The sequence below is a fragment of the Verrucomicrobium sp. BvORR034 genome (genome assembly GCF_000739635.1).
Classification (GTDB): domain Bacteria; phylum Verrucomicrobiota; class Verrucomicrobiia; order Verrucomicrobiales; family Verrucomicrobiaceae; genus Verrucomicrobium.
Map to the genome: position 1 here is coordinate 1 of NZ_BATQ01000045.1, position 22,544 is coordinate 22,544.

A 22,544-nucleotide genomic window follows, 5' to 3' on the forward strand; every position below is an offset into this window, starting at 1 on the left:
TGGGGCGATGCCCCGGCTTTTTTGTGCGTGGGGGGCTTTTTGCAAGATGCCGGGAACAGCATGCAGCAAGGGGGAAACAAGTGCCTGCCAAGGAACCTGGGTGGTGAGACGCAGTCTGGCAGTGTCCTAAAATGGTCTGTGCAGGGGAAGCTTGGGGAGCGCACGCATCCCTGCGTGCTGTTTGCGGCATCCTGCCGCGAACCTCAGGCAGCTCAGCGCGCGATATCGCATCCGACTGACATGGAGGTGTAGATGGCGATGAAGAGAAAGCGGATGCTGTCGGCCTTCTCACCTGAGCATCCTCTGTGGTGGTACCCAACGTTGACTCGCTTAGGGCTCGTCCAACCATTGGGCTGTGTTAGAGATTCCCGCAGGGGATCAACTTCGGACTGGGGCGGGCACCTCCATGTGGTTTCTCGGTGGCCACCCCGAACTCGCGCGGTTGATTGGTTCTGCCAAGTAACCTCGGACGCGCAAGGAGATCAGACCCCCACAACTCCTTCGGAGTAGGCAACTCCAACGTAGGCTCGCCGGAAGCTCGTCAACGTTGGGCTTGTGGCCGTATCCGCTTCGCGGAAAAACCTCTCCTGACTGCCGAGGAATCGGCTCCGGCTTAGTCAGAAGCCAATCCCTGAAGGGGATTTGTAGCACAGCCCAATGGTTGGACGGGCCTTAAGCGAGTCAACCTTGGGTACCTTGCGCAGAGAATGCTCAGGTGGGAAGGCCGACCACATCCGCTTACTTCCCATCGCCGTCAACACCTCCACGTCAGCCACCCTGAGGTTCCTTGGCAAGCACCAACTGAAGCGGCTGCCAGGTTCGCCTTTGCACCATGTGCCCAAGCTCTCCAGCAACTCACAAGCGAAGCACTACGCCCCAGGGCCAAAGAGGCACCAAGCGGTGAGGCAATGTCATGGGAGGTTCGGACGGGATCGGGACAAGACATCAACGGCGGCCTGAGCTACCGCTTCTACGGCGATAAGCTCAAAGTCATGTCCGGAGTCGAATACTCTGACATGAACGGAGGCGATGAGGGCGGCAGCTTCAGCGGGTGGACCTGGATTTCCGCCGTCCGGTTGAGCTTCTAACCCACCGTTGTGAGAGGCGATCTGCCTTCCCAGTAGATCATTCAGTGAGTTGTGTTGAGTGGGGGCGGTGCTTCGCCGGGTGGCGGGCGCTGCCCCCTGATTGTTGCAAGTCTCAGCGCTTGGGTTCAGGAAGCACGATGAAGCCGTACTTCTGGAAGAGCGCATGGGACTCCGGGGTGTCCAGGTACTCCAGGTACTGCTTGGCCAGATCGGCGTTCTTCGCGTCCTTCAGGGCGGCCATGGGGTAGGTGATGACCGGTCCTTCAGCGGCGGACACCTCGAAGGCGACCTTCACCTTGGTGGTGATGGCTGCATCAGTCTTGTACACTACTCCGGCCTCCACATTGCCGGACTCCACGGCTGCCAGCGCGGCGCGGACATTTTCCGTAGCCAGGACCTTGGCCTCCACCTGAGCCCAGAGACCCAGCTTGGTGAGCCATTCCTTGGTGTACACCCCGGCGGGGACGGCCTTGGGATCGCCCAGAGCGAGCTTGCGAATGTCCGGCTTCAGCAGGTCCTTGCCACCAGTGATGGCAAGTTTACTGTCGGCAGGCACCACCACCACGAGGGCGTTGGAGAGCTGGTCTTCGCGCGTGGCAGTGTTGATGAGGCCGGCTTTCTCAAGCTGGTCCATCTTGGGGGCGTCGGCCGAGATGAAGACATCCGCAGGCGCTCCGGCTTCAATCTGCCTGACCACGGCGCTGGAGGCTCCCAGATTGAGCTCGACTTTGACGCCATGGGCCTTCTCAAACCCAGCGTGAATTTCCTTGAGGACATCGGCCAGGCTCGCGGCTGCGGATACGCGCAGTTCCTTCGTCTGGGCAGAGAGGGAGTGGGGGATCAGACTGCCCACTGCCAGGGCGGTCAGGACGGATAGCAGAGTGCGTGTTTTCATTCAGTAGGGCGGGTATCGGTTAGAAGTTGAAAACAGCCTGCACATAGAGCCAGTCGGCCCCGGTGGCACCGCCGTTCCTCGGCACGCTTCCCACTGAGCTCTTGATGTAGTCGCCGGGGAAGAAGTGACCGTAGCCGAGCTGGAACTCCGTAGCGGGGCTGAAGGCGTACTTGGCCACAATGTCGAGTTCAGAGCCAACGAACGAGCTGCACTGTGTGTTTTTCCCGTAACCATTGCCGCTGCGGGCAGAGCCGGACTCCGGATAGAAGGAGTCGCTGGTGTCGGCCAGCCAGAAGAGGAGGTAGTCCACCGAGAGTGTGAGTCCCTTGGCAGGCTTCAAGGAGAAGGAGATCCTCGGGCTGTTGAGGTTGCGCAGACCCACGAGATCCATCACCCCATAGAAGGAGTGGTTGGTGCCGAAGAGGGGCTCGAATGTCTCGTGATCGCCGTCGCTGCCGTTGGAATCGCCGCTGGCATAGTCGTAGCCGAGGGCGATACGAGGCTTGGCCCAGACGTCGCGGAGCGTGTAGCCCACCGTGCCCGTGAGGGCGAACGACTGGAGATCGCGCTCCACGCCAGCTGTGACGATGTCGCCAAACTGGCCGGCACCTTCAAAGGCGAAGTCCCAGGGGCCGAACTTGTCCGGCAGGGACTTGAGGCGCACGCCGTAGGTGTACACGTCGCGCTCCGTAGGACCGCCAATGCCGGGGGCTATGGCGTTGGGAGACTTGCCGCTCACGTTGCGGGCGAGGAAAAACGCCTGGGTCTCCACTCCGGTCCAGAGACTCTGGGTGGAGGCGTAGAGGCCGGAGAACTGGTCGTACTCGTTGGATTCATTGAAATAATCGTCCCGGGGGATGATGACGCGGCTCGTGAAGGCATCGATCCAGCTCGTGCTGCTGAAGGAGTAGCGGAGCACTGCGGCGTCGAAGCTGCGTCCCGTGTTGCTCCAGTCGCCAATACCGATGAAACGCTGGTCGCCGTAGGTCATCTCCTGGCGACCGAGCTTCAGGGTGAGGGGGAAGAGCTTGGGATCGCCGAGCTGGAGATAGGCCTGGTGAAGGTCCCAGACATCCTGCTCAGGGCTGGGATCGCGGTCGTCAGATTCCGCCTGAGCCCCGCGGCCTTCCGCATACAGCTTGAGCCAGGACTCCGGCTGCCAGCCAATGTGCAGCTTCTCGCGAAACAGGAAGACGTCGTTGTCATTGTCCACCCCACGGCTGATGAAGTCCTGGCTGGAGATCACTCCGGCGTCGTCCTTCAGCTCGTAGCGAAACCGGAACTGGCCACCGATGTCCCAGGCTTCAAAGGCCGGGTTTTGGAGGCGCAGCGCATCATTGAGCAATCCGGCGCTGACGGGCTTTTTTTCCGCAGCAGGGGCGGGTGCGGGTGCGGCAGGCGTGCCAGCCTGGAGTCCGGGTACCGCCGTGTGACCGAGCAGGAGAAGTCCGGCCAGGGCCGGAGACAGCGTTTTGAGGGGCAGATGCCTGTAGTTCATCTGGGAGTGCCGCCGGTTGTGAGCGGTGTGGCCAATGGATAGCGTTGATATATTTTGTCAATGATATCATCTATCAAGTATATTCATCCAAGGCATGAGCGCCTTGCCCTTGAAAACCGTGACTATTCAGCGGGATCGTTCAGCATGCCTTGCAGCCGACGCCATTGGGTCTTGGTGGCTTTCAGGCACTCGCTCGCCATTTCTTCGTAGAGCTCCAGCACTTTCTCCCCGGCAGGAGTGATGACCGCACCGCCTCTGCCCGGACCTCCCCGACTGGCCGATACCACAGGCTCCTTAAAGTGCTGGTTCATCAGTTTGATGAGGCTCCAGGCGTGATTGTAGGACATGCCCAGGTTCCGCGCCGCTTCGGCAATGGATCCTGTCTCGTGAACCTGACGCAGCAGCAGGATCTTTCCCCAGCCCAAAACCATGGCGGATCCCAAGAAGACTCGCAGCCTCGGCTGCAAGTTGAAACCAGGTTTGACGTCGGCGGGTGTTTGCATCGCCTAACGATAGCGTTGGAACGATGGCAGAGCAATCCTTGTGAGATCGCGGAGCAGTCAAATGGGCCGGTGCGCTTCAGCTTTGTCGCGATCTCTCTCCCGCTTCCGGCATTGTATGAAGCGGTAGAAAATAGCGAAGTAGTTGATAGCAATCGCGGCAACCCAAAGAATGAACAACGCTGGCTGGGTCCACGCTGGCAGCACCCCCAAATGTCCGGAATTCAGAGCCGAGTGTGCAGTTTGTGAAGTAGTGCGATGCTGGTCTATGAACAAGGTGGCCAACCAAAGTGCTACAGAGACAACGCAAAGGACATGGTTTTGCAGGGAACGGGTCCCTAGAAAGCCATCAGAAAACTTGCTGTCTGCCCGGTAGCTGGGAAGGGGAGTTTGACCAGCTACTGATGCATGCCTGTTGTTGTGAAGTTCACAAGTGAACATGTAGTCGCTCAGACGCTGCATCATCAAGTCATGCAGCAAGAGCATGGCAAACATGGCGATCGCGAGGGCCGGGAGCGCCAGTGCCGTGGCAATCCCGATATCTTTGGTGAGGTCTTCCTTCGCAAAATAGACAATCAAGGCGGTGGAGCTGCCCATCCAAAGATTGATGATCTGGTGTCTGGCCGCGATTCGTTGGCCATACTCCTGCCATGCCCCCGTATACCGGCCAAACATGGTTACAACCTCATAGGCTTCGTACTTGGGCTCGTTCATGAGCGAACAGGGTGTCTGGAAGGTGAATTTTATTCGAAGTGGAGGTGTGATAACTGTCGTGGGGGTGAGGTCTTTCACTTGTGCCTTAAATTGTCAGTATTTTTTTGCATGTTACTGCAATAAAGTTGTATCGATTGAATTGCAAAATGAATGGGTGCGGGATTTCCGGTGGGCGTTGAACCGATCTCCATTTTGATAAGCCTGGGGAGGTGCCAGCTGAACCCACGCTGAAAGATCCGTGTTGCACCCCGGTTAATGTCAGCTCACTTCGAAGCTCCTCATGAAGAAAACTGCACCCTCTCCTTCAATTTTCCACCCTGTCATCAAACGCCGACACTGGCTCGCTGCCGGACTGGGGGTAGCTTGCATCGCTCTGGGGTGCCAGGGCGTGGCGGGAGCCCAAACCATCGCCCCTGTGGTGGATGGCACGGTGCTGGTCACCAACAAAGGCGACCGCAGCCTGTCCCTGATCGATCCCAAGACCAACAAGCAGGTCGCGGTGGTGCCGGAAGAGGGGATCACGGGGCATGAGGTCTCCGCTTCGGCGGACGGCAAGCTGGCATTTGTCCCCATCTTCGGAAACTCCGGCGTGGGCAAGCCGGGCACCGACGGCCAGCTCATTCGGGTGATCGACCTGGAGAAAAAGGCCATCGTGGCCACCATTGACTTTGGCAAAGGGGTGCGTCCGCACTGCCCGATCACCTGCGAGAAGACCGGGCTGCTCTATGTGACCACGGAGCTGGAGAACTCGGTGGCCGTCATCGATCCCAAGACCTTCAAGATTCTGGGCTCTGTGCCGACGGGACATCCAGAGTCCCACATGCTGACCGTTTCCAAAGACGGCAAACGTGGCTACACGGCGAATGTGGAATCCGGCACGGTCTCGGTACTGGATCTGGAGGCCAGAAAGCTCATCACCAGTATCAAGGTGGCACCGCGTACCCAGCGCATCTCCCTTTCTGTGGACGACAAGCTGGCCTTCACCTCGGATCAGGTGCAGCCGCTCCTGGTGGTGGTGGACACTGCGACGAACACGGTGAAGAACAGCATCGCGCTGCCGGACTACGGCTATGGCACAGCGGCCAACCCTGATGGCAAAACCCTGCTGGTGGCGATCATCAACCGTAATCAAGTGGTGGAAGTGGATCTGGCGACCATGAAGCTGGGCCGTACCGTGGACGTGCCCGCCGCCCCCCAGGCATTGATCATCAGCCCCGATGGGGCCAAGGCTTATGTGTCTTGTGACGCCAGTGCCCAGGTGGCAGTGATCGATTTGAAGGCGTGGAAAGTGGAGTCCCTCGTGGACGTGGGCAAAGTGGCCGATGGCCTGGCCTGGGCCAAAAAGTAAGCGAAGGCGAAACTTCGACTCTGAATTTGGCGATGCCAGCCCCGGACGGGGGCTGGCATTTTTTTTCGTCACTTCACATCCAGTTGTAAAAGTGAATGCGTATTCAGAAACGTGAATGCTGATTCACAACTGCAAGCAGCCGATCGCCGGACCCGGGAACGGGAAAGGAAGATCGAGGGGCTGCTGTCGGCAGCGGCGCAGGAGTTTGCCGCCAAGGGCTATCATCGCACCTCCATGGAGGACATTGCCCGCGCCGCGGAATATGCCACGGGAGCCATTTATCGTTACTTCTCAGGCAAGGAAGCCCTCTTCATGGGGCTGCTGGAGCGACAGATGTCGGGCGTGACGCGTCATGTGCAGGAGGCGGTGAAGGCAGCGACAGATCCCCTGGATGCGCTGCGGGTGGTGGTGGAGTCGCAGATCGAGTACGCAAGCCGCGACATTTCCCTGATCCAGATTTACTTCTCAGAAGGGGTGGAGGTGATGAAGGAGCCCGCCTCGCAGAAGCGGCTGGAGGCCCTGAGAAACCGGTTTGAATCGTGGCTCGCTGCCCGCATCACGGTGGGGCAGAAGGCGGGTGACTTTCGCCCGGGTGATCCCCGGCTTTTTACCATGATCATCCAGGGGATGGTTGTGGCCCTGTTCCGCCAGTGGGCGTCGGGGCTGCTGTCGCCCAAGTCCTGGAAGTCTCAGGCCCGGTTTGTCTCCGAATGCGCGCTCCGTTCCATCTCCCGATCCACTCCTCCATGAAACTCAACGTCGTTCCCCATCTGGCGGTGGCTCTGACTGCCGCCGTCTTCCTCCCCGCCTGCGGGAAGAAAAAGCCGCAGGCCATGGCCCCTCCGCCACCGGCCGTGATCGTGGCCCAAACCATCCAGCGCACGGTGCCCATCTTTGTGGAAAATGTGGCACAAACCCAGGCGGCCGCCACGGTCGAAATCCGGGCGCGGGTGCAGGGCTTCCTGACGCAGGCGCCGTTTCGTGAAGGGGGGCTGGTGAAAAAGGGCGATCTGCTCTTTGAGATTGATCCCAAACCTTATGAGGCGGCGGTGGCGCAGGCCAAAGCCAATGTGGCCAAGGCAGAGGCGACTGCGGAAAGGGCCCGGGCGGATGCCAAGCGGCTGGAGCCCCTGGTGAAGCAGAACGCGATTTCCCAACAGGATCTGGACACGGCCAATGCCAATGCGCGGGTGGCGGACTCTGAAGTGCTGGCCCTCAAGGCGGCGCTGACCTCGGCGGAACTCAGCCTGGGGTACACGGTGATGAGGGCGCCCTTTGACGGGGTCATCGGTGCCCGCCTCGTGGATGTAGGAAACTACGTGGGCAGCAGCTCTGACACCATGCTGCTGGCGGTGGTCTCCATCGTGGATCCCATGCGTGTGCACTTCAACGTGCCGGAGGGGAACTACATCCGCTTTCAGCGCCGGTTCATGGGGGATGATGAGGCGCGGGACAAGCACAGCGCGGCCATGCAGTTCCGTCTGCTTCTCAGTGATGGCACGACTTATGAGCATGTCGGAAAGTTCGAGTTCGCGGATCGTGCGCTGGACGCCAAGGCGGGGACGCTGAAGATTGTGGTGTCCTTCCCCAATGCCGAGGGGCTGCTCAAGCCGGGCCAGTTCGGCCGGGTGCGGGCCATGACCGAGGAGCGGCCGGATGTGGTGCTGGTGCCCCAGCGGGCGGTGGTGAGCACACAGAGCGTGCAGTCGGTGATGGTGGTGGGCGAGGGCAACAAGGTGGAGCAGCGGCCCATCGTGGCCAAGGACCGGTTTGAAGATTATTTCATCGTAACCAGCGGACTGAAAGCTGGGGAGCGCGTGGTGGTGGAAGGGCTGCAGAAGGCGCGGCCGGGCATGGTGGTGAACCCGCAGCAGGCCAGCACGGACGAGGGTGGCAAGCCTGCTCCGCCCGCAGCACCCGCTCCAGAGAAAGCGCCGGAGGCGGCTCCTGCTCCAGCCTCTGCACCTGCAGCACCAGCGGCTCCTTCGGGTGACAAACCGGCAGCGAACGACGGCAAGTAACATCCACCTTCACCGGAGACCTCTATGGCCCAGTTCTTTATCAACCGTCGCGTGTTCGCGATGGTCATCTCGATTTTGATCCTGCTGGTAGGCTGGCTGGGGTTGCGCTCGCTGCCCATTGCCCGCTACCCCAACATGACGCCCCCACCATTCAGGTGACCGCCACCTATCCGGGGGCGAGTTCGAAGGTCGTGGAGGAAACCGTGACCACCCCGCTGGAGCAGGAAATCAACGGCGCGGAGGACATGCTCTACATGTCCAGCGGCAGCACCAGCGATGGGCAGAGCTCCATCAAGGTGACCTTCAAGGTGGGCAAGAACATTGACGATGCCGCCGTGGACGTGCAGAACCGCGTGGCCCGGGCCCAGCCCAAGCTGCCCACGGATGTCACGAAGAACGGCATCACCGTCACCAAGCAGTCTCCGGACATGTTGCTGGTCTTTGCCCTCAGCTCACCGGACGGCACCTATGATGACCTCTTCCTGAACAACTATGCTTTCCTGAACCTGCAGTCTGAGCTGGCCCGCGTGCAGGGCGTGGGTGCCGTGCAGATCTTCACGCAGAAGGACTACTCCATGCGGGTCTGGCTCCAGCCGGACAAGCTGGCCAAGCTGGGGCTCACGGCCAATGACGTCTCCAATGCGCTGGCGGAACAAAACGTGCAGGCAGCGGCGGGGCAGATCGGGGCACCTCCAGCGGAGAAAGGCACGGAGTTCCAGTTCTCCGTGAATGTGAAGGGCCGGCTTGTGCAGCCGGATGAGTTCGGGGAAATTGTGCTGACCACCCTGGCGGACGGCACCGTGGTGCGGCTCCGGGACGTGGCCCGGACGGAACTGGGGGGCAAGGATTACGCGAGCTTCGGCCGCATCAATGGCTCTCCTGCGGCGCTCATTGGGATTTTCCAGCTGCCCACTGCGAACGCGCTGGATACGGCGGAGGCCTGCAAGAAGCGCATGGATGAGCTGGCCACCGCCTTTCCGAACGGCATGAAGGTGAAGGTGAGCTTCGACACGACGCTGTTTGTGACTGCATCGATTGAGGAAGTGATCCACACACTGGCCGAGGCCTTTGTGCTGGTGGTCGTGGTGGTGTTCATCTTCCTGGGCAACTGGCGTGCCACCTTGATCCCCATGCTGGCGGTGCCGGTGTCGCTCATCGGCACATTCGCCATCTTTGGCCCGCTCGGGTTCACCATCAACACGCTCACCCTGTTCGCCATGGTGCTCGCCATTGGTCTGGTGGTGGATGACGCCATCGTGGTGGTGGAGGCGGTGGAGCACCATATCGAGAAAGGATTGAGCCCGCTGGCTGCGACACGAAAAGCCATGCACGAGGTGTCGGGGCCGGTCGTCGCCATCGCCCTGGTGTTGTGTTCCGTGTTTGTGCCGGTGTCCTTCATGGGCGGCATCACAGGCAAGCTCTACCAGCAGTTTGCGATCACCCTGTCGGTCTCGGTGATGTTGTCCGCGCTGGTGGCTTTGACTCTCACCCCGGCACTCTGTGTGATGCTGCTGCGCCACCGGGAGCCTCCCAAGGGGCCGCTGGGGCGTGGGCTGGCTGCGTTCAACCGCTGGTTTGACCGCATCACCGGGCACTATGTGAGCATCTGCCGCTGGCTCATCCGCTATGCTGTCATCACCCTGGTGCTGCTGGCGGGGCTGTACACCGGCACCGTGGGATTGTTGAAACAACTTCCCACCTCGTTCCTGCCCGATGAGGACATGGGTTATCTGTTTGTGATCACCACGCTGCCTGATGGTGCCTCTCAGGAGAGGACGGACAAGGTGCTCCGCAAGGTGGAGGACATCCTCGCGAAGACGCCAGGGGTCAGCGATGTCATCACGATCGGAAGTCTGAATCTCCTGAGCGGGGCGCGCAGCTCCAATGCCGGGGTTTGCATTGTCTCGCTGAAGGACTGGAAGGAACGGCCCGACCCGTCTGAACAGGTGGCACAAATCGTTCCTGCCATCTATGCCAAGGTGAGCCAGATCCCCGAAGCAATGATCATCCCGACCTCACCTCCGCCCATCCAGGGCCTGGGCAATGCCGGGGGCGTGCAGTTCGAACTGCAGGATCGCAGCGGCCGGTCCCCTGAAGAATTGCAGGAGGTCTCCAACAAGATGCTCGGTGCGGCGGCGCAGCGGCCAGATCTGGCACGGGTGTTCTCGTTCTACAGCACGCAGGTGCCGCAGACTTTTGTGGATCTGGATCGTGACAAAATCAAGACTCTGGGCGTGCCCTTGGACAGCGTCTTTGGAGCCCTGCAGAGCTATCTGGGCGGGCTGTATGTGAACGATCTCACCCTGTTCGGCCGCAGCTTCCAGGTGAAGGTGCAGGCGGAGCCAGCCTATCGCATGGTGCCGGAGGACATCTACAACATCTATGTGCGCAGCGCAGACGGGAGCATGGTCCCCTTCAGCACCTTCGCCAAGGTGGAGTCCAGCACCGGGGCGGATCTGCTGCCCCACTTCAACCTCTACCGGACCTCGGAAATAACGGCCACCGGGGCTCCCGGCGTCAGCTCCGGGCAGGTCATCCAGGCGATGGAAGAGCTCGCCAAGGAGAACCTGCCGGATGGCTACGGGTATGAATGGACGGGAACGGCTTTGCAGGAAAAACAGGCGGCCGGACAGCAAGGCATCATTCTTGGTCTGGCTCTCTTGTTCGTCTTCCTCGTGCTGGCTGCCCAGTATGAGAGCTGGGCCGTGCCCTTCGCGGTCCTCTTCGGCCTGCCCATCGGGGTGTTCGGTGCCTTCTTGGGGGCATGGCTGCGAGGATTGACCAATGATGTGTATGTGCAGATCGGTCTCGTGATGCTCATCGGTCTGGCAGCGAAGAATGCCATCTTGATTGTGGAGTTTGCCAAGGTGCGACGTGAGGCGGGCATGGGCATTGAGGAGGCTGCGCTGGAAGGTGCGAAGCTCCGGCTGAGACCGATCATCATGACCTCCCTGGCCTTCATCCTGGGGGTGGTGCCTCTGGTCCTCTCCACCGGTGCCGGGGCGGCCAGCCGGCAGAGCCTGGGCACGGCGGTGTGCTTTGGCATGAGTGCGGCCACCTTGATCGGGGTCTTCTTCATTCCCTGGCTCTATAAGGAGGTCCAGACCCTGGCTGAAAAAATCTCGGGGCCGCCGAAGAAGGAAGAGGAGGAAACGCCCTCCGTGCCCGCCCCAACGCCTGCATCAGGGCATGCTGGTTAGTTGACGAATGAGTGCCCCGGCTCCTGCTGTGAAAGGCGAAGCCGGGGTGCATGGCCTCTACAGGGGCCCGCGGTCGAAGCAGCCGACGAGCACTAGGGGGAATGGATGATACCTCGTTCAGGGTGGGTGCAGGTGGATTCTGATGAAACAACTGCACCCAATTGTGGGGTGGCATGCGATTTCCCGCCAAGCGAGAGTGTGCGTGCCATCGGGTGCGATCTCGCTCCTGAAACCCCATTTAAGTCATGACCCTCCTTTCCAGCATGCCCCTGCGAGCCCACGCCCATCCGGTGGTGGGAATGGCGCAGTTCCTTTACCTTGATTCCACGGACTCCGATGTGCTGAAGGCAGCGTCCTTCGCCAACCGCCATCTGGAAGGATTCCGGCGCGATGACCCGGATGAGCCCGAGGCGGACCATGCGTACCGCGTGGCCAACATCGTGCACAATGTCCTGTTGCTGGATGCTCCCGAGTACTCTGTGGTGGCGCTGCTGCATGATGTGGTGGAAAAGACCCCCACGGATCCCGGCCTCGTGGAAGCTGTTTTTGGCACCAGTGTTTCCCTGGCGGTCCAGGCGCTCACCCGTCAGGAAGACCTGTCTGAAGCTGACTACATCGCCCAGGTCCTCCAGGCCTCGGATGTGGCTGTGGCGGTGAAAGTGGCAGATCTGATGGACAATCTCATTGCCCGGTTCCACTCGCCCAAGCTGAAGCAGACCATCGGGAAGGCCGAATTGTTCCTCGATGCCATGAAACGTGCCCCTCTGCCTGCGAATCTCCGGGTGGCGCGGCAGATGCTGGCGAATACCATCCGGCAGGTGAAGCCGTAAGGAGGGGTTACGAGCTCTCGTAAGGCGAAGAGGTTGAAGCGGGGCGGACTGCCCTGACATTTTGAGTGTTTGGAGGACCTCGCATGAGGAGCCACCACGCCCTCAAGATGATGAAAAAGAAGATTTTCACATGGCTCGCCGCGCTTCTCCTGGCTGAGGCCAGCACTTCCGTGGTGTCTGGCGCTACCGTGTTGTGGTCGAGCCCACAGTCCATTTCCGGGGATGCGGATGTCAGCACCTCAGGGAGCATCATTCTTGCAGCCAACATTGGGTCCGCCACGGCGACAACGGTCAATGGGGTGACATTCGCGGCTTACAACAACACGGCCGCGGTCCCGGGACTCACCGACACATTGAATCTGAACCCGGGGGCCGTGTTCGGCAATGCGGCGGCACCCTACAGTGCTCTGAGCGCAGGATATCAGGCCTTGATCGGTTCTGGCAGGTATACGGATGGTGCCACCCTGGAGACGCTCAACCTGAGCGGGCTGACCATCGGGCAGAGTTATCTGGTGCAATTCTGGGTCAATGACTCGCGAGGTGGAGGCACCTCTGGCCGGACCCTCGATCTCACTGCCGGAGCGACAGCGGTGCTGGATTTCAACGTTCAGAATGTGGCAGGCGGTCTGGGGCAGTACGTGATTGGAACCTTCACTGCCAATGCCACCACACAGAGTTTCGACCTCCTGGGCAGTCATAGCGCCGGGACGACAGACTCCACCCAGATCAACGGGTTTCAGCTGCGGGCCGTACCCGAGCCGTCGCAGGCTTTGCTCGCCATGATGGGAGTTGTTTCCGTAGGCCTGTGCCGCAGACGGGCTGTCGCGAGGCGCAAAATCGGCTCTTAGAGCTTCAGGGCCTCACGATCTTTCCCTTCACCGCCACTGAGATCGCGGCCGCCAGGCAGTTGACCCGCAGCTTGCGGTAGATGGAGCGGATGGTGTAGTCGAGGGTGTGAATGTTAAGGGCGAGGTCATCCACGATCTGTTTGCGGGCACGGCCGCTTACGAGCAGTTTTAGCACCGACAATTCCCGCTCACTCAGTTGCTCCATGGGAGTGGCTGCCGGTTCTGGTTGAGCACGGGTCAGCTTGGGGAAGATCTCCAGAATGCGGCGGGCAATCTTCGGGGTGATGACTGAGCCCCCCGCCTGAACCTGACGAATGGCCTGGAGCAGCTCCTCCGGGGGCGTGCGCTTCAGGAGATAACCACATGCCCCTGCCTGAAGGGCGCTGAAAATGAGGTCGCTCTCCTCATACATGGTGAGGACCACGCACTGGACGTCCGGGAGACGGTCGCTGACGGCGGCAATGAGATCCACTCCGCTGTGGTCCGGCAGGCGCAGATCCACCAGGAGGATCTCCGGCGTGCGGACTGGCAATCCCTCCAGGGCGGTGGCCACGGTGCCATAGACGTCGAGGCAGACCATGTCCGGAGCCCCGGCGACAAGCTGCTGGAGCTCGCTGGCGAGCAGCGGGTTGTCTTCCACAAGGCTGACGGTGATGGTCATGCTGAGGATGGTTGAGGTGGCAAGGGGAGGCGAAAGGTGACGGTGGTGCCTCCAGAGGCGGCGGTCTGGATTTCGCACGAACCACCCGCCTCGCCCAGGCGCTGGCGCATGTTTTCCACCCCGTCCCCTTTTGTTCCAGAAACAACGCCTCCCGGTAGCCCTAGGCCGTTGTCCGTGAACTGGAGGGTTAGCATGCTGGAGGTCTGGCGGCAGGCGAAGGTCACAGTGTCTGCCTGGGCGTGCTTGACCGTGTTCTGCAGGGCCTCCTTGGATGCCATGAGCAGAAGGTGCCGTTCATGGAGACCAAGGGCGTGTTCCGGCCAGGGCACATCCACCTCCAGGAGGCAATTGATCCCGGCGGTCTGAAGATAGCTCAGTGCATAGTCTTCCAGATGCTCCACGAGGCTGCCGACGGTGTCGTGGCGGGGATTCACAGACCAGACGATCTCATCCAGCGCCGCGACGGATTCGCGGGCTTCCGTGGCAAGCCGCTGCAGTGCTTCGGGCGACCCCGTCTTCTGGCACCGGTCTGCGAGCAGGGCCAGTCCCGTGAGGCGGGCTCCCACGTCATCGTGCATGTCCCGGGAGATGCGCAGTCGCTCCTGGTTGAGAGTGGCCCGCTGCCGGGCAAGGCTCAATTCCGTCTTGATGCGCCGGACTGAAATCGCCCAACCCGTGACTCCCACGAGGAGGATGAGGGAGGTCAGCAGCGCGAGCACACGACCAGGCCGGCGCCACCAGGGGGGCAGGACAGAGAGGGAGACATTCGCCTCGGACTCATCCCACCGGCCGTCGGTGTGGCGCGCCTGGACGACGAGACGGTAGTGCCCTTCGTCTGGAAGCGGGGCGATGACCGCCTTGCCTGAGGAATCGATCATTTGCCAGGAGTCGCCCTGACCCACCACTTTCCAGCGGTAGGTGATGAGGTCTTTCACCGCCGGGACGGCGGACGTCTGCACGGTGAAGGCGATTCGGCGGCTCCGCGCGGAGACCTCCAGCTCCGTGCCGGCGGAGACAGGTGTTCCATCCTCGAACCAGTCGGAGAGTACGGGGCGCAACGCGGGGTAAACCTCCACCTCCGCAATCTGTGGAGAGTTGGCCTGCCTACTCTGGTTGAGAATGCGCAGGTGCCTGCCGCCGAAGGTCCCCTTGCCGTCATGATTCCGGATGATGTCACTGCCGCCCACGCCTGAGTTTGAGCCATCCGAGCGCAAAGAGGCCTCCCATGCCGGGGTGGCGGAGCCCTCCTGGAGGACCTGCACACGGTAGCGACTCAGCCGGTCTGGGCGTCGCCCATCGCCGCGACCACGGATGACAACATGGTCCAATTCCATGTGCCGGCCCAGATCGAAATCGAAGTGGAAGGGCTGTCCCTCAGGATTCTCTGGATGAGTGAAGGTGCTGTCGAAACCATCCGTGAGATACCAGGCGGGCAGGTAGCCGACGATGGGGCCGGAGCAGGTCGCGACGCGGCCAATGGCGATGTTGGTGGAGCGCAGCGGATCCGCCTCGACATGGAATTCTGTCAGGATCAGGCTGCCTTGCGCATCGCATCCCAGACTGGCCGGACGGCCCGGTGCACCATCGCTGGTATAAGGAAACAAGCGCAGGTTGAACGCCGTGACATTGCCCACCGGAGCCGTGGCACGGAAGGTCAGCACGGTGGGGCTGGGATGAGGGCGGATGATGATGCGCCCGCCTTGAAACTCGATGCCACCCTGTCTGACCTGGCTGAAGTCATTGAGAAATGCTGTCTTGGGGATGAGCGGCGTCCATCGGGAGTTCATGGTGGGTGCGGAGTCCGTGGTCACGCTCACCGAAAAGCAGGCCGGATGAGCCCCTGAAGTGGCTGCGAGAGAGGAGAGCTGAACCTGGTAGATGGAGGCGGTGACGGGCTTTTCCAGAATGAAGAGCGCGCCTTGCTGACGATGCTGGCCACCGCGGAGATTCCAGCCGTTGTCTGCGCTGAGGATGCCATCAATAGCCTCGCCAATGCGCCCCGTTCCATCGGCAGGCTCGTGGGTTGCTACGGCCTCCTTGAACGGCAAAGGGGTGGCTCTTGCGACCTCTGTGGCGGCAAGACACCCAAGTGCCGCGGCAATCGCTGCCCACCAGGCACGAACGGCCCGGAAGGCTCCTCTCAAACGAGGAAGGGGGAGAAAAATTTCTGACATGGAGCAGTGGAGCAACTCCGCATCATTCTAGCCTGAACCGCGTGCGGTGACACTGTTCTTTCTGACCGGTTGCCCGTGCAGGCTATAGTGCTGCCCGGGGAGCTCCGCTCCATGGATAGATCCAGGTTTCACTGACCGGCTTCCCCTCACGGACCAGTCTGACGCGAATCTCGCCAGCGTTGCCGTCCAGGTTGGTGCCGGTATCTTCAGGAAGAACACCAAGGTGAAGGCGGGTGGTCTTGCCATCCGGCAGAGGCTTGAGATAGGCGAACTGTTTTCTCAGTCCCTCTGGCATCTGGATCTCAGGGGTGGGAAGAGGATCGATCGATGCAAGGACAAAATCGACGGTGAGCAAAGTGATGCCTGATTTGTCCGGAAGCTGCCCCACCCGGGTCTGAATGACGCGGGCTGATTGACTGGCGGGGTCGGCGGGAACGTCGTCGCACCACAAGAGCCGGTAGGCGATGCGCAAGGGCTCGCCGGGAGCAGGCGGGGTCTCGGGCTCGAAGAAGGCCACGATGTTGTCGTTGTACTCGTTGCCAGTGGGAATCTCGAGCAACTTGATCCGGCCCGAATTCATACCCATGATCGGAATGACCCACGCGGAGGTGCGTCGTTCATAGCGGGCGACCTCATCCTCATACGCAGCAAAGGATCGCTCACGCTGGATCAGCCCAAAGCCGCGCAGGCCCTGAACAGGAAAACTGGAGTGCCGCAGTTTGGTGGGATTGGTCAGGACCCTCCAGAAGTGCTCTCCGGCGGTGGTGACGACGGCCAGCCCTTCAGAGTCGTGCACGCGCTCGCGGAAATCTGCCGTGCGGCGCGCGCTTGCCGGGCTGAACCAGAACATGGAGGAGAAACCAGCGAGGCCGATTCCCACATCGTCCCACCGGAGGCCGGCACGGAGAAAGATGTCCGCATGCACCTCCATGATGGCGGGGCTGCCCGGAGTGGAATGAAACCGGAAAGCACCGGTGGTAGAAGGGCTGTTGAGCAGTGCCTGCCACACGAGTTGCGAGCTCTGGGCGGCGGGTTCTTCGAAGGAGAATCGCTCAAACAAGGGGAACTCTTCTTTGCCAGACCTGCGCAGGATGAGGCCGCGGGCGCTCAGTCCGTAACTGAGCGTGTCCGGATGGCCCCGGAAGTAACTGGCTCCTCCAAAAGTGAACTGCTCATAGGCTGACCCGCCGATGTGGGTGGGACCTAGAACGCGAAACCCTCCGTACCCCGGCAGATCGTTGTCTCCCGGAGTGGGAAGATCTTGAGGAAACTTGAAGTAGCTGGCCTGGAAAGGGACGGGATGCGAGAGCCCGTCTTGAAGGACATTGAGCTGGATGCCTTTGCTGTTGAAGCTGCCTGCGAGCCGGGGCTCAATGCGGAGGTTGCCAGCGGACTCGTTGAAGAGAAAGTGCTGGCGTTGGATCCGGATGCTCCTGAGGGCGTCGTAGTTGAGGTTTCTGGCAAAGGCAGTGGGAGCCTGAAATCCGGGGGCATACGGCAGTGCTGCCAGGCGTTCGGCTTCCTGTGCGTAGAATTGCTGCTTCGGATCCCGATCGTGAGCGGCAAGCTGGGAACTGGTCAGAAGCAGTAGCGAAAGAAGAAGGGGGCAGGCAGGACTGAGCATCATGATCCGTAGCGCAGAGCATAGTGCTGCCTGCCACGGCATCACCTGCCTCTGCTTACGAATTCACGTAGGGATGCTGCCGGCCCCCTGGGTATGGTCATTCAGGCGCGGAGGTGAAGACAGTCAGGCTTCTCGCGGGTAGATTGAGTTCCGCACCACTCGTGACGTTCTCTTTGGGTACCCGGTCACAGGTGGTGAGGCGGAAGGCCCAGTCACTGGGGCCATCTGCGGCGGGGAGCACCATGTTGAGATCTTCATAGTGCCCATTGATCAAGACGAGCACCGTGTTGCTCTTTTGCGGGGTGCCATCCTCGTTCTTGAGCTGCAGAGCAGACCCGGGCAGAAGCATGCCGAAGCACCGCGTGAATCCCGCCTCCCAGTCCCGGCCTTCCATCTCCCGGCCTTCCGGATTCCACCAGATGACGTCCTTAGGCAGATCAGGCCCGTGCGACTGTCCGGTGAGGAAGTACTTGCGGGAGAGGACGGCTTCCTCACGGCGCAGGGCGATGACACTGCGGGTGAAGTCCCGTATCTCGACGGCGTCGCCCTGCCAGTCCCATGAAAGCCAGGTCAACTCATTGTCCTGGCAGTAAGTGTTGTTGTTGCCCTGCTGGGTGTGCCAGCGTTCATCGCCAGCCACCAGCATGGGGGCACCCTGCGAGAGGAAGAGGGTGGCGATGAAGTTCTTGGCCTGTTGTTTCCTGAGCGCCTGCACCTCCGGTGCCGCGGGGTCACCTTCATGGCCGCAGTTCCAGCTCTCGTTGTCATTGGCTCCATCCCGGTTCTCCTCGCCATTGCGCTCGTTGTGCTTGTCATTGTAGCTCACCAGATCCCGCAGGCAGAAGCCGTCGTGGGCGGTGATGAAGTTGATGCTGGCCTGGGGATGGCGACCACTGTGGTTGTAGAGGTCCGCGCTGCCGCTGAAGCGGAAGGCGGCGTCGTTGGCGACGTCCACCCCTTTCCAGAAACGGCGGATCTGGTCGCGATAGCGGCCGTTCCACTCCGACCAGCCCGTGGGGTAGTTGCCCACCTGGTAGCCGCCCATGCCGATGTCCCAGGGTTCGGCGATGAGCTTGACCTGGCTTAGCACGGGATCCTGACCGACGGCATCGAAGAAAGAGCCATACTTGTCCCAGCCGTGCGCCTCCCTGGCCAGGGCGCTGGCGAGGTCAAAGCGGAAACCGTCCACATGCATCTCCGTCACCCAGTAGCGGAGGCTGTCCATCACCAGCCGGAGTCCGGCGGGGTTCATGGTGTTGACGGTGTTGCCGCAGCCGGTGAAGTCCTCGCAATAGCGGGCGGACGAGGGCGAGAGGCGGTAGTAGGAGGCGTTGTCCATTCCGCGCAGGGAGAGGGTGGGGCCGCGCTGGCTCCCTTCCGCGGTGTGGTTGTACACCACGTCGAGAATGACCTCCAGGCCCGCCTGATGCAGCCGCTTTACCATGCCCTTGAACTCACGCATGGCTTCATGCGGGTCTCGTGAGGCCGCATACTCTGGTTCAAAGGCAAAGAACGACAGCGTGTTGTAACCCCAGTAGTTCGTGCGGCCGTTCTCCAGCAGGAAGGCGTCGTCAAGATGGTGGTGAACTGGCAGCAACTCCACCGTGGTGATGCCGAGATCCTTCAGGAACCGGATGGCCTGATCTGAGGCCAGTCCGGCGTAGGTGCCGCGAAGGTGCTCGGGGAGGGCGTTCAGGTTCTTGGTAAAACCTTTCACATGGGCCTCATAGATGACGGTTTCCCTCCAGGGCACGCGCGGTGGCTCATCGCCGCCCCAGTCGAACCGTGTGTCCATCACCATGCCCAGCGGGGCCAGATGAGCGGAGTTTTTCCGGTCAATGCTCAAATCCTCCCTGGCCGCCCCCGTACGGTAACCAAAGAGAGAGGGGCCCCAGCGGACCAGAGGACGGCCAATGGCCTTCGCATAGGGGTCCAGCAGCACCTTTTGTGGGTTGAACCGATGGCCCTGCTCGGGCTCGTAGGGACCATGCGCGCGGTAGCCATACACCTGGCCCGCCTTTATCCCTGGGACAAAGCCGTGCCAGACGTGATCCGTGCACTCTGGCAGGAATATGCGGGTCTCCCGTTGGAGCTTGGGTCCGTCGAAGAGACAGAGTTCCATGCGCGTGGCATGGGCGGAGTATACGGCGAAATTGGTGCCGTCCAGCGCGGCGGTGGCACCGAGAGGGAAGGGGCGTCCGGGACGGAGGGGGGCTCGAGTAGGGAACATAGGGAGTGGTCAGTCAGCAAGGCCTTTCAAAGGGCTATCGAAGCAATCCTGGCGAACGGTTGGAAGAATTGGCGGGCAAGAACTTCTTCGCCGCCACGAGTGGGAACTGAGTCCCTTCCAACCGATGCGAGGTGGCGCCGCGATTCGGGGGCATGAAACGACTGACCTGTATCCTCGTGGCCGGGACGGCGTTCCTTGTCTTCGGTGCCTTGGCTGAATCCGCTGCCCAGGAGCCGGAGTTCAAGTTCACGCCGGAGGTTGAGTCCATGCTGCGACTGCAGGTTTTTCTGGATCGGGCGGGCTATGGTCCAGGCAAGATCGATGGGAAGGATGGTCAGTTCACGCGGACCGCCCGGGAGATCTATGAGCGTGTTCATGGCCCCGTGCCTGAGCAGGAGCTCAAGGCGGATGCCGCCACTCCTGATGCTGGTACCGAGGGATCACTGGCTCTGACCAAATATGTGGTGACCAAGGCGGATGCGGCGCTCGTGGGAGAGCTCCCGGAGAAGCCGGAAGATCAGGCAGGGCGTGAATGGCTGCCCTATGCGAGTCTCGTGGAGGCGGTGGCCGAGAAGTTCCATTGCGATGAGAAATTCTTCCGCCAGCTAAACGGTGGCAAGGCCGAAGCTCTGAAGGAAGGCGACGAGGTGTTGGTGCCCAATGTGGAGCCCTTTGACGTGAATGCGGTGAAGACTGTCGCGCCCGGCCACGCCATGCCCCAGGGGGAGGTGAAGACGCTGGTGAAAATTCTCAGCAGCAACAACATGCTGGAGGTGGTTCAAGGAGACAAAATTGCGGCGGCATTTCCCGTGACCATTGGATCCACCGAGACCGGTACACCGACAGGGACCTGGACGATCAAAGGCATGGAGCGATTCCCCAAGTTTCGTCGCGATGAGAAGATGCTCAAGGAAGGTGAGCGCAGTGGCAAGTTTCTCATGATCCCGCCCGGGCCCAACAATGACGTGGGCGTGATCTGGATTGAGCTGGATCGCAAAGGGCTTGGCATTCACGGGACCAAGCTCCCCGACTCGATCGGCCGGTCGGAGAGCCATGGGTGCATCCGTCTGGCAAACTGGGACGTCCTCCGCCTCGCAGGCCTGGTTAAGTCCGGGGTGAAGGTGGAAGTGAAGTAGGAGGCGTTGGAAGTTAAGGGTTAAGAGTTAGATGTCAGCCTTTTCTGGCTGGCGGTGGGTTCGTTGAATCAACTCTCGAACCCGGGCGATGCGCGGGCCGAAGACGGGGTGATGGGCGAAGGCGGAGAGCGGGTGGTCCAGCCGTTCGTTCCAGGTCTCGGTACCGTAGCTGCCGGGCAGGTTGAATCGTTGGGGTGTGCCGAGAAGGTCGCTGCTCATGAGCACGGTGAGGTCACACGGTGTTTTGAAGAGAGCCTCCTGAAGGGCGAGGAGGAGGTCATCGTTCAGAGTGTCTGGTGCAGGGGCCGACCATCCGGCGAAGCCCAGCAGATTCGCAAGATCTTTGGCGGCATCGCCATTGAGATTCGCCCTGGCACCGGCCTGAAGGTTCGGATACAGCGCGGCCAGGGGGGCGTGGTCATGGTTGGCATAGGAACCCAGGCTGGGGCGCCGGTAGGTGGTGGGAGGCAGGAGGGTGCGTTCCTCGGTGCGCTCCAGTTGGGGGAAGACAAGATTGGCCACCCCCAGATCATCCAGCGTGCGGCGCATGTAGTCCGGCATGTTTCCCATGATCTCGGCGATGAGGTACATGTCACCCGCAGCTTCCTTCATCACGGAGATGATCTCGTGGCCTTGCAACTCGTTCATGCGAGCGCTGACGGGATCTTCATCGGGGCCAGGGACAAAGCGGGGCATTCGTCCTCCGGTACGGCGCAGCACTTCCTCATCGGTTAACGTCGCGAACTCGGTATGACGGGCTCCGCCACCCCATGGGAACATGTAGGCCCGGAAATAACCTCTCAGGTGATCCAGCCGGCAGATGTGAAAGAACTGTCTCTCCGAGGCGATGCGCCCGCGGAGCCAGGCGAAGCCGCTGGAGCGGTGATTCTCCCACCGATAGGGTGGGAGCCCCCAGTTCTGGCCCCACCGCTCGGAGTCCTTGTTGGTGTCAAAATACACGATGGGCCGGGTGCCCATGTTCCAATCCGCGTCGAACAGCTCGGGGCTGGCCCACACATCCACGCTGGATTTCGAGACGCCAAAGGACATCTCCCCCATGAGCATCACGCCGCAGGCGTCTGCATGGCGGCGGACCTCCTGCCACTGACGCCAGGCCACCCACTGCACATAGGCGAAGCCCTGGCGCAGCTCGGTGAGATACCGGCGCTCTGGATGGGACTCGAACCAGCCCTCCGCAGCCTCCACGCGGTGGTGCTCGGGCCGCCACTGGGTCCAGTTCGGATTGCCCTCATACTCCCGGATGAGGAGACGGTACAGGGTGTAAACCGGCAGCCAGTCGGCCGAGTTCCTTTGAAATTCCTCGAACTCGCTCCAGAGGTCGGGAGTCTCTGCCTGCGCCGCCTTGAACCGGTGAAATGCTGCCAGAAGGATGTGCAGCTTCAGGAGCTGCACCGTGTGGTGTTTCACCGTCCCTTCACGGAGCTGTGCCAGCCAGGCCCCAGGGGCGAAGTGGGCGAGCACACCTTCAGTCAATCCCGGCACATTGGCTGGAGAGAGGTCCAGCAGAGCCGGGGAGAGGGCCCGGGAGGAGATGGGGTTGTATGGACTGTGATCGCCAATCGTCTCATGGATGGGCAGGGTCTGCAGCACCGCGAAGCGGTTTTCCTTGCAGAAAGTCACGGCTTCTTTCATGGCGAGCGTGTCACCGATGCCGAAGTCATTGGCGTGACGGAGGGCGAAGACGGGCACGAGCAGTCCCGCAAGATTCTTGTTAAAGGTGGGGGCGGACATTTCTCGGAAGGTCGGGTTGGCGGCA

Annotated in this window: 16 protein-coding genes and 1 pseudogene; 8 read left to right on the plus strand and 9 right to left on the minus strand. The window is 61.2% G+C overall.

Annotated features, from left to right (window positions below; all coding sequences use genetic code 11):
* The first annotated feature begins 908 nt into the window (after positions 1-908).
* A complete protein-coding gene (locus BV034_RS35840) occupies positions 909-1,088 on the plus strand; it encodes a hypothetical protein (RefSeq protein ID WP_265592750.1) in 180 nt (59 codons plus the stop codon).
* Between the two features lie 112 nt (positions 1,089-1,200).
* Here the strand turns inward: BV034_RS35840 and modA are convergent, their stop codons facing one another.
* The 4 genes from modA to BV034_RS07600 form a co-directional block, all read right to left on the minus strand.
* Positions 1,201-1,983: a molybdate ABC transporter substrate-binding protein gene (gene modA / locus BV034_RS07585; protein ID WP_050025704.1), complete on the minus strand. Its 783-nt coding sequence runs from the start codon at positions 1,981-1,983 to the stop codon at positions 1,201-1,203.
* A gap of 19 nt (positions 1,984-2,002) precedes the next feature.
* Entirely contained in the window at positions 2,003-3,481 is a 1,479-nt protein-coding gene (locus BV034_RS07590; protein ID WP_050025706.1) for an alginate export family protein, read from the minus strand.
* 122 nt (positions 3,482-3,603) lie between these two features.
* The gene (locus tag BV034_RS07595) at positions 3,604-3,984 is read right to left on the minus strand and encodes a winged helix-turn-helix domain-containing protein (RefSeq protein WP_050025708.1); all 381 of its coding nucleotides are present in this window, start codon (positions 3,982-3,984) and stop codon (positions 3,604-3,606) included.
* Between the two features lie 57 nt (positions 3,985-4,041).
* A complete protein-coding gene (locus tag BV034_RS07600; RefSeq protein WP_050025709.1) occupies positions 4,042-4,695 on the minus strand; it encodes a hypothetical protein in 654 nt (217 codons plus the stop codon).
* 280 nt (positions 4,696-4,975) lie between these two features.
* Here BV034_RS07600 and BV034_RS07605 point away from each other — a divergent pair, with 280 nt between their 5' ends.
* The 6 genes and pseudogenes from BV034_RS07605 (at position 4,976) to BV034_RS07630 (ending at position 12,942) form a co-directional block, all read left to right on the plus strand.
* Positions 4,976-6,043 carry a cytochrome D1 domain-containing protein gene (locus tag BV034_RS07605; RefSeq protein WP_265592751.1) on the plus strand — a complete coding sequence of 356 codons (1,068 nt, stop codon included), beginning with the start codon at positions 4,976-4,978 and terminating at the stop codon, positions 6,041-6,043.
* 111 nt (positions 6,044-6,154) lie between these two features.
* Entirely contained in the window at positions 6,155-6,793 is a 639-nt protein-coding gene (locus tag BV034_RS07610; protein ID WP_050025710.1) for a TetR/AcrR family transcriptional regulator, read from the plus strand.
* Positions 6,790-8,064 carry an efflux RND transporter periplasmic adaptor subunit gene (locus BV034_RS07615; RefSeq protein ID WP_050025711.1) on the plus strand — a complete coding sequence of 425 codons (1,275 nt, stop codon included), beginning with the start codon at positions 6,790-6,792 and terminating at the stop codon, positions 8,062-8,064. Before BV034_RS07610 ends, BV034_RS07615 begins: the two co-directional genes overlap by 4 nt.
* Before the next feature lie 60 nt (positions 8,065-8,124).
* A pseudogene (locus BV034_RS07620) lies at positions 8,125-11,264 on the plus strand (multidrug efflux RND transporter permease subunit).
* A 245-nt stretch (positions 11,265-11,509) separates the two neighbouring features.
* Entirely contained in the window at positions 11,510-12,094 is a 585-nt protein-coding gene (locus BV034_RS07625; RefSeq protein WP_050025712.1) for an HD domain-containing protein, read from the plus strand.
* 83 nt (positions 12,095-12,177) lie between these two features.
* Complete coding sequence (locus tag BV034_RS07630; RefSeq protein ID WP_050025713.1) at positions 12,178-12,942, plus strand: PEP-CTERM sorting domain-containing protein; 765 nt, start codon at positions 12,178-12,180, stop codon at positions 12,940-12,942.
* A 4-nt stretch (positions 12,943-12,946) separates the two neighbouring features.
* Here the strand turns inward: BV034_RS07630 and BV034_RS07635 are convergent, their stop codons facing one another.
* The 4 genes from BV034_RS07635 to glgX form a co-directional block, all read right to left on the minus strand.
* On the minus strand, positions 12,947-13,603 hold the full coding sequence (locus BV034_RS07635) for a response regulator transcription factor (protein ID WP_050025714.1): 657 nt from the start codon (positions 13,601-13,603) through the stop codon (positions 12,947-12,949).
* Entirely contained in the window at positions 13,600-15,777 is a 2,178-nt protein-coding gene (locus tag BV034_RS07640; RefSeq protein ID WP_081887650.1) for a histidine kinase, read from the minus strand. The genes BV034_RS07635 and BV034_RS07640 overlap by 4 nt, the downstream gene beginning before the upstream one ends.
* Positions 15,778-15,859: 82 nt before the next feature.
* Complete coding sequence (locus tag BV034_RS07645; protein WP_050025717.1) at positions 15,860-17,404, minus strand: glucan biosynthesis protein; 1,545 nt, start codon at positions 17,402-17,404, stop codon at positions 15,860-15,862.
* 94 nt (positions 17,405-17,498) lie between these two features.
* The gene (gene glgX, locus BV034_RS07650; RefSeq protein WP_050025719.1) at positions 17,499-19,631 is read right to left on the minus strand and encodes a glycogen debranching protein GlgX; all 2,133 of its coding nucleotides are present in this window, start codon (positions 19,629-19,631) and stop codon (positions 17,499-17,501) included.
* A gap of 152 nt (positions 19,632-19,783) precedes the next feature.
* Here glgX and BV034_RS07655 point away from each other — a divergent pair, with 152 nt between their 5' ends.
* Complete coding sequence (locus tag BV034_RS07655) at positions 19,784-20,767, plus strand: L,D-transpeptidase (protein WP_050025722.1); 984 nt, start codon at positions 19,784-19,786, stop codon at positions 20,765-20,767.
* A gap of 27 nt (positions 20,768-20,794) precedes the next feature.
* Here the strand turns inward: BV034_RS07655 and BV034_RS07660 are convergent, their stop codons facing one another.
* Positions 20,795-22,519 carry a 4-alpha-glucanotransferase gene (locus BV034_RS07660; protein WP_050025723.1) on the minus strand — a complete coding sequence of 575 codons (1,725 nt, stop codon included), beginning with the start codon at positions 22,517-22,519 and terminating at the stop codon, positions 20,795-20,797.
* Between the last annotated feature and the right edge of the window lie 25 nt (positions 22,520-22,544).

What these genes read in the sequence shown, in the direction of transcription:
- BV034_RS07660 (WP_050025723.1), bottom strand. Translation starts at nt 22,519, where the DNA reads ATGTCCGCCCCCACCTTTAACAAGAATCTTGCGGGACTGCTCGTGCCC.
- BV034_RS07645 (WP_050025717.1), bottom strand. Translation starts at nt 17,404, where the DNA reads ATGATGCTCAGTCCTGCCTGCCCCCTTCTTCTTTCGCTACTGCTTCTG.
- BV034_RS07595 (WP_050025708.1), bottom strand. Translation starts at nt 3,984, where the DNA reads ATGCAAACACCCGCCGACGTCAAACCTGGTTTCAACTTGCAGCCGAGG.
- BV034_RS07605 (WP_265592751.1), top strand. Translation starts at nt 4,976, where the DNA reads ATGAAGAAAACTGCACCCTCTCCTTCAATTTTCCACCCTGTCATCAAA.
- BV034_RS07640 (WP_081887650.1), bottom strand. Translation starts at nt 15,777, where the DNA reads ATGTCAGAAATTTTTCTCCCCCTTCCTCGTTTGAGAGGAGCCTTCCGG.
- glgX (WP_050025719.1), bottom strand. Translation starts at nt 19,631, where the DNA reads ATGTTCCCTACTCGAGCCCCCCTCCGTCCCGGACGCCCCTTCCCTCTC.
- BV034_RS07600 (WP_050025709.1), bottom strand. Translation starts at nt 4,695, where the DNA reads ATGAACGAGCCCAAGTACGAAGCCTATGAGGTTGTAACCATGTTTGGC.
- BV034_RS35840 (WP_265592750.1), top strand. Translation starts at nt 909, where the DNA reads ATGTCATGGGAGGTTCGGACGGGATCGGGACAAGACATCAACGGCGGC.
- BV034_RS07615 (WP_050025711.1), top strand. Translation starts at nt 6,790, where the DNA reads ATGAAACTCAACGTCGTTCCCCATCTGGCGGTGGCTCTGACTGCCGCC.
- BV034_RS07590 (WP_050025706.1), bottom strand. Translation starts at nt 3,481, where the DNA reads ATGAACTACAGGCATCTGCCCCTCAAAACGCTGTCTCCGGCCCTGGCC.
- modA (WP_050025704.1), bottom strand. Translation starts at nt 1,983, where the DNA reads ATGAAAACACGCACTCTGCTATCCGTCCTGACCGCCCTGGCAGTGGGC.
- BV034_RS07635 (WP_050025714.1), bottom strand. Translation starts at nt 13,603, where the DNA reads ATGACCATCACCGTCAGCCTTGTGGAAGACAACCCGCTGCTCGCCAGC.
- BV034_RS07655 (WP_050025722.1), top strand. Translation starts at nt 19,784, where the DNA reads ATGAAACGACTGACCTGTATCCTCGTGGCCGGGACGGCGTTCCTTGTC.
- BV034_RS07630 (WP_050025713.1), top strand. Translation starts at nt 12,178, where the DNA reads ATGAGGAGCCACCACGCCCTCAAGATGATGAAAAAGAAGATTTTCACA.
- BV034_RS07625 (WP_050025712.1), top strand. Translation starts at nt 11,510, where the DNA reads ATGACCCTCCTTTCCAGCATGCCCCTGCGAGCCCACGCCCATCCGGTG.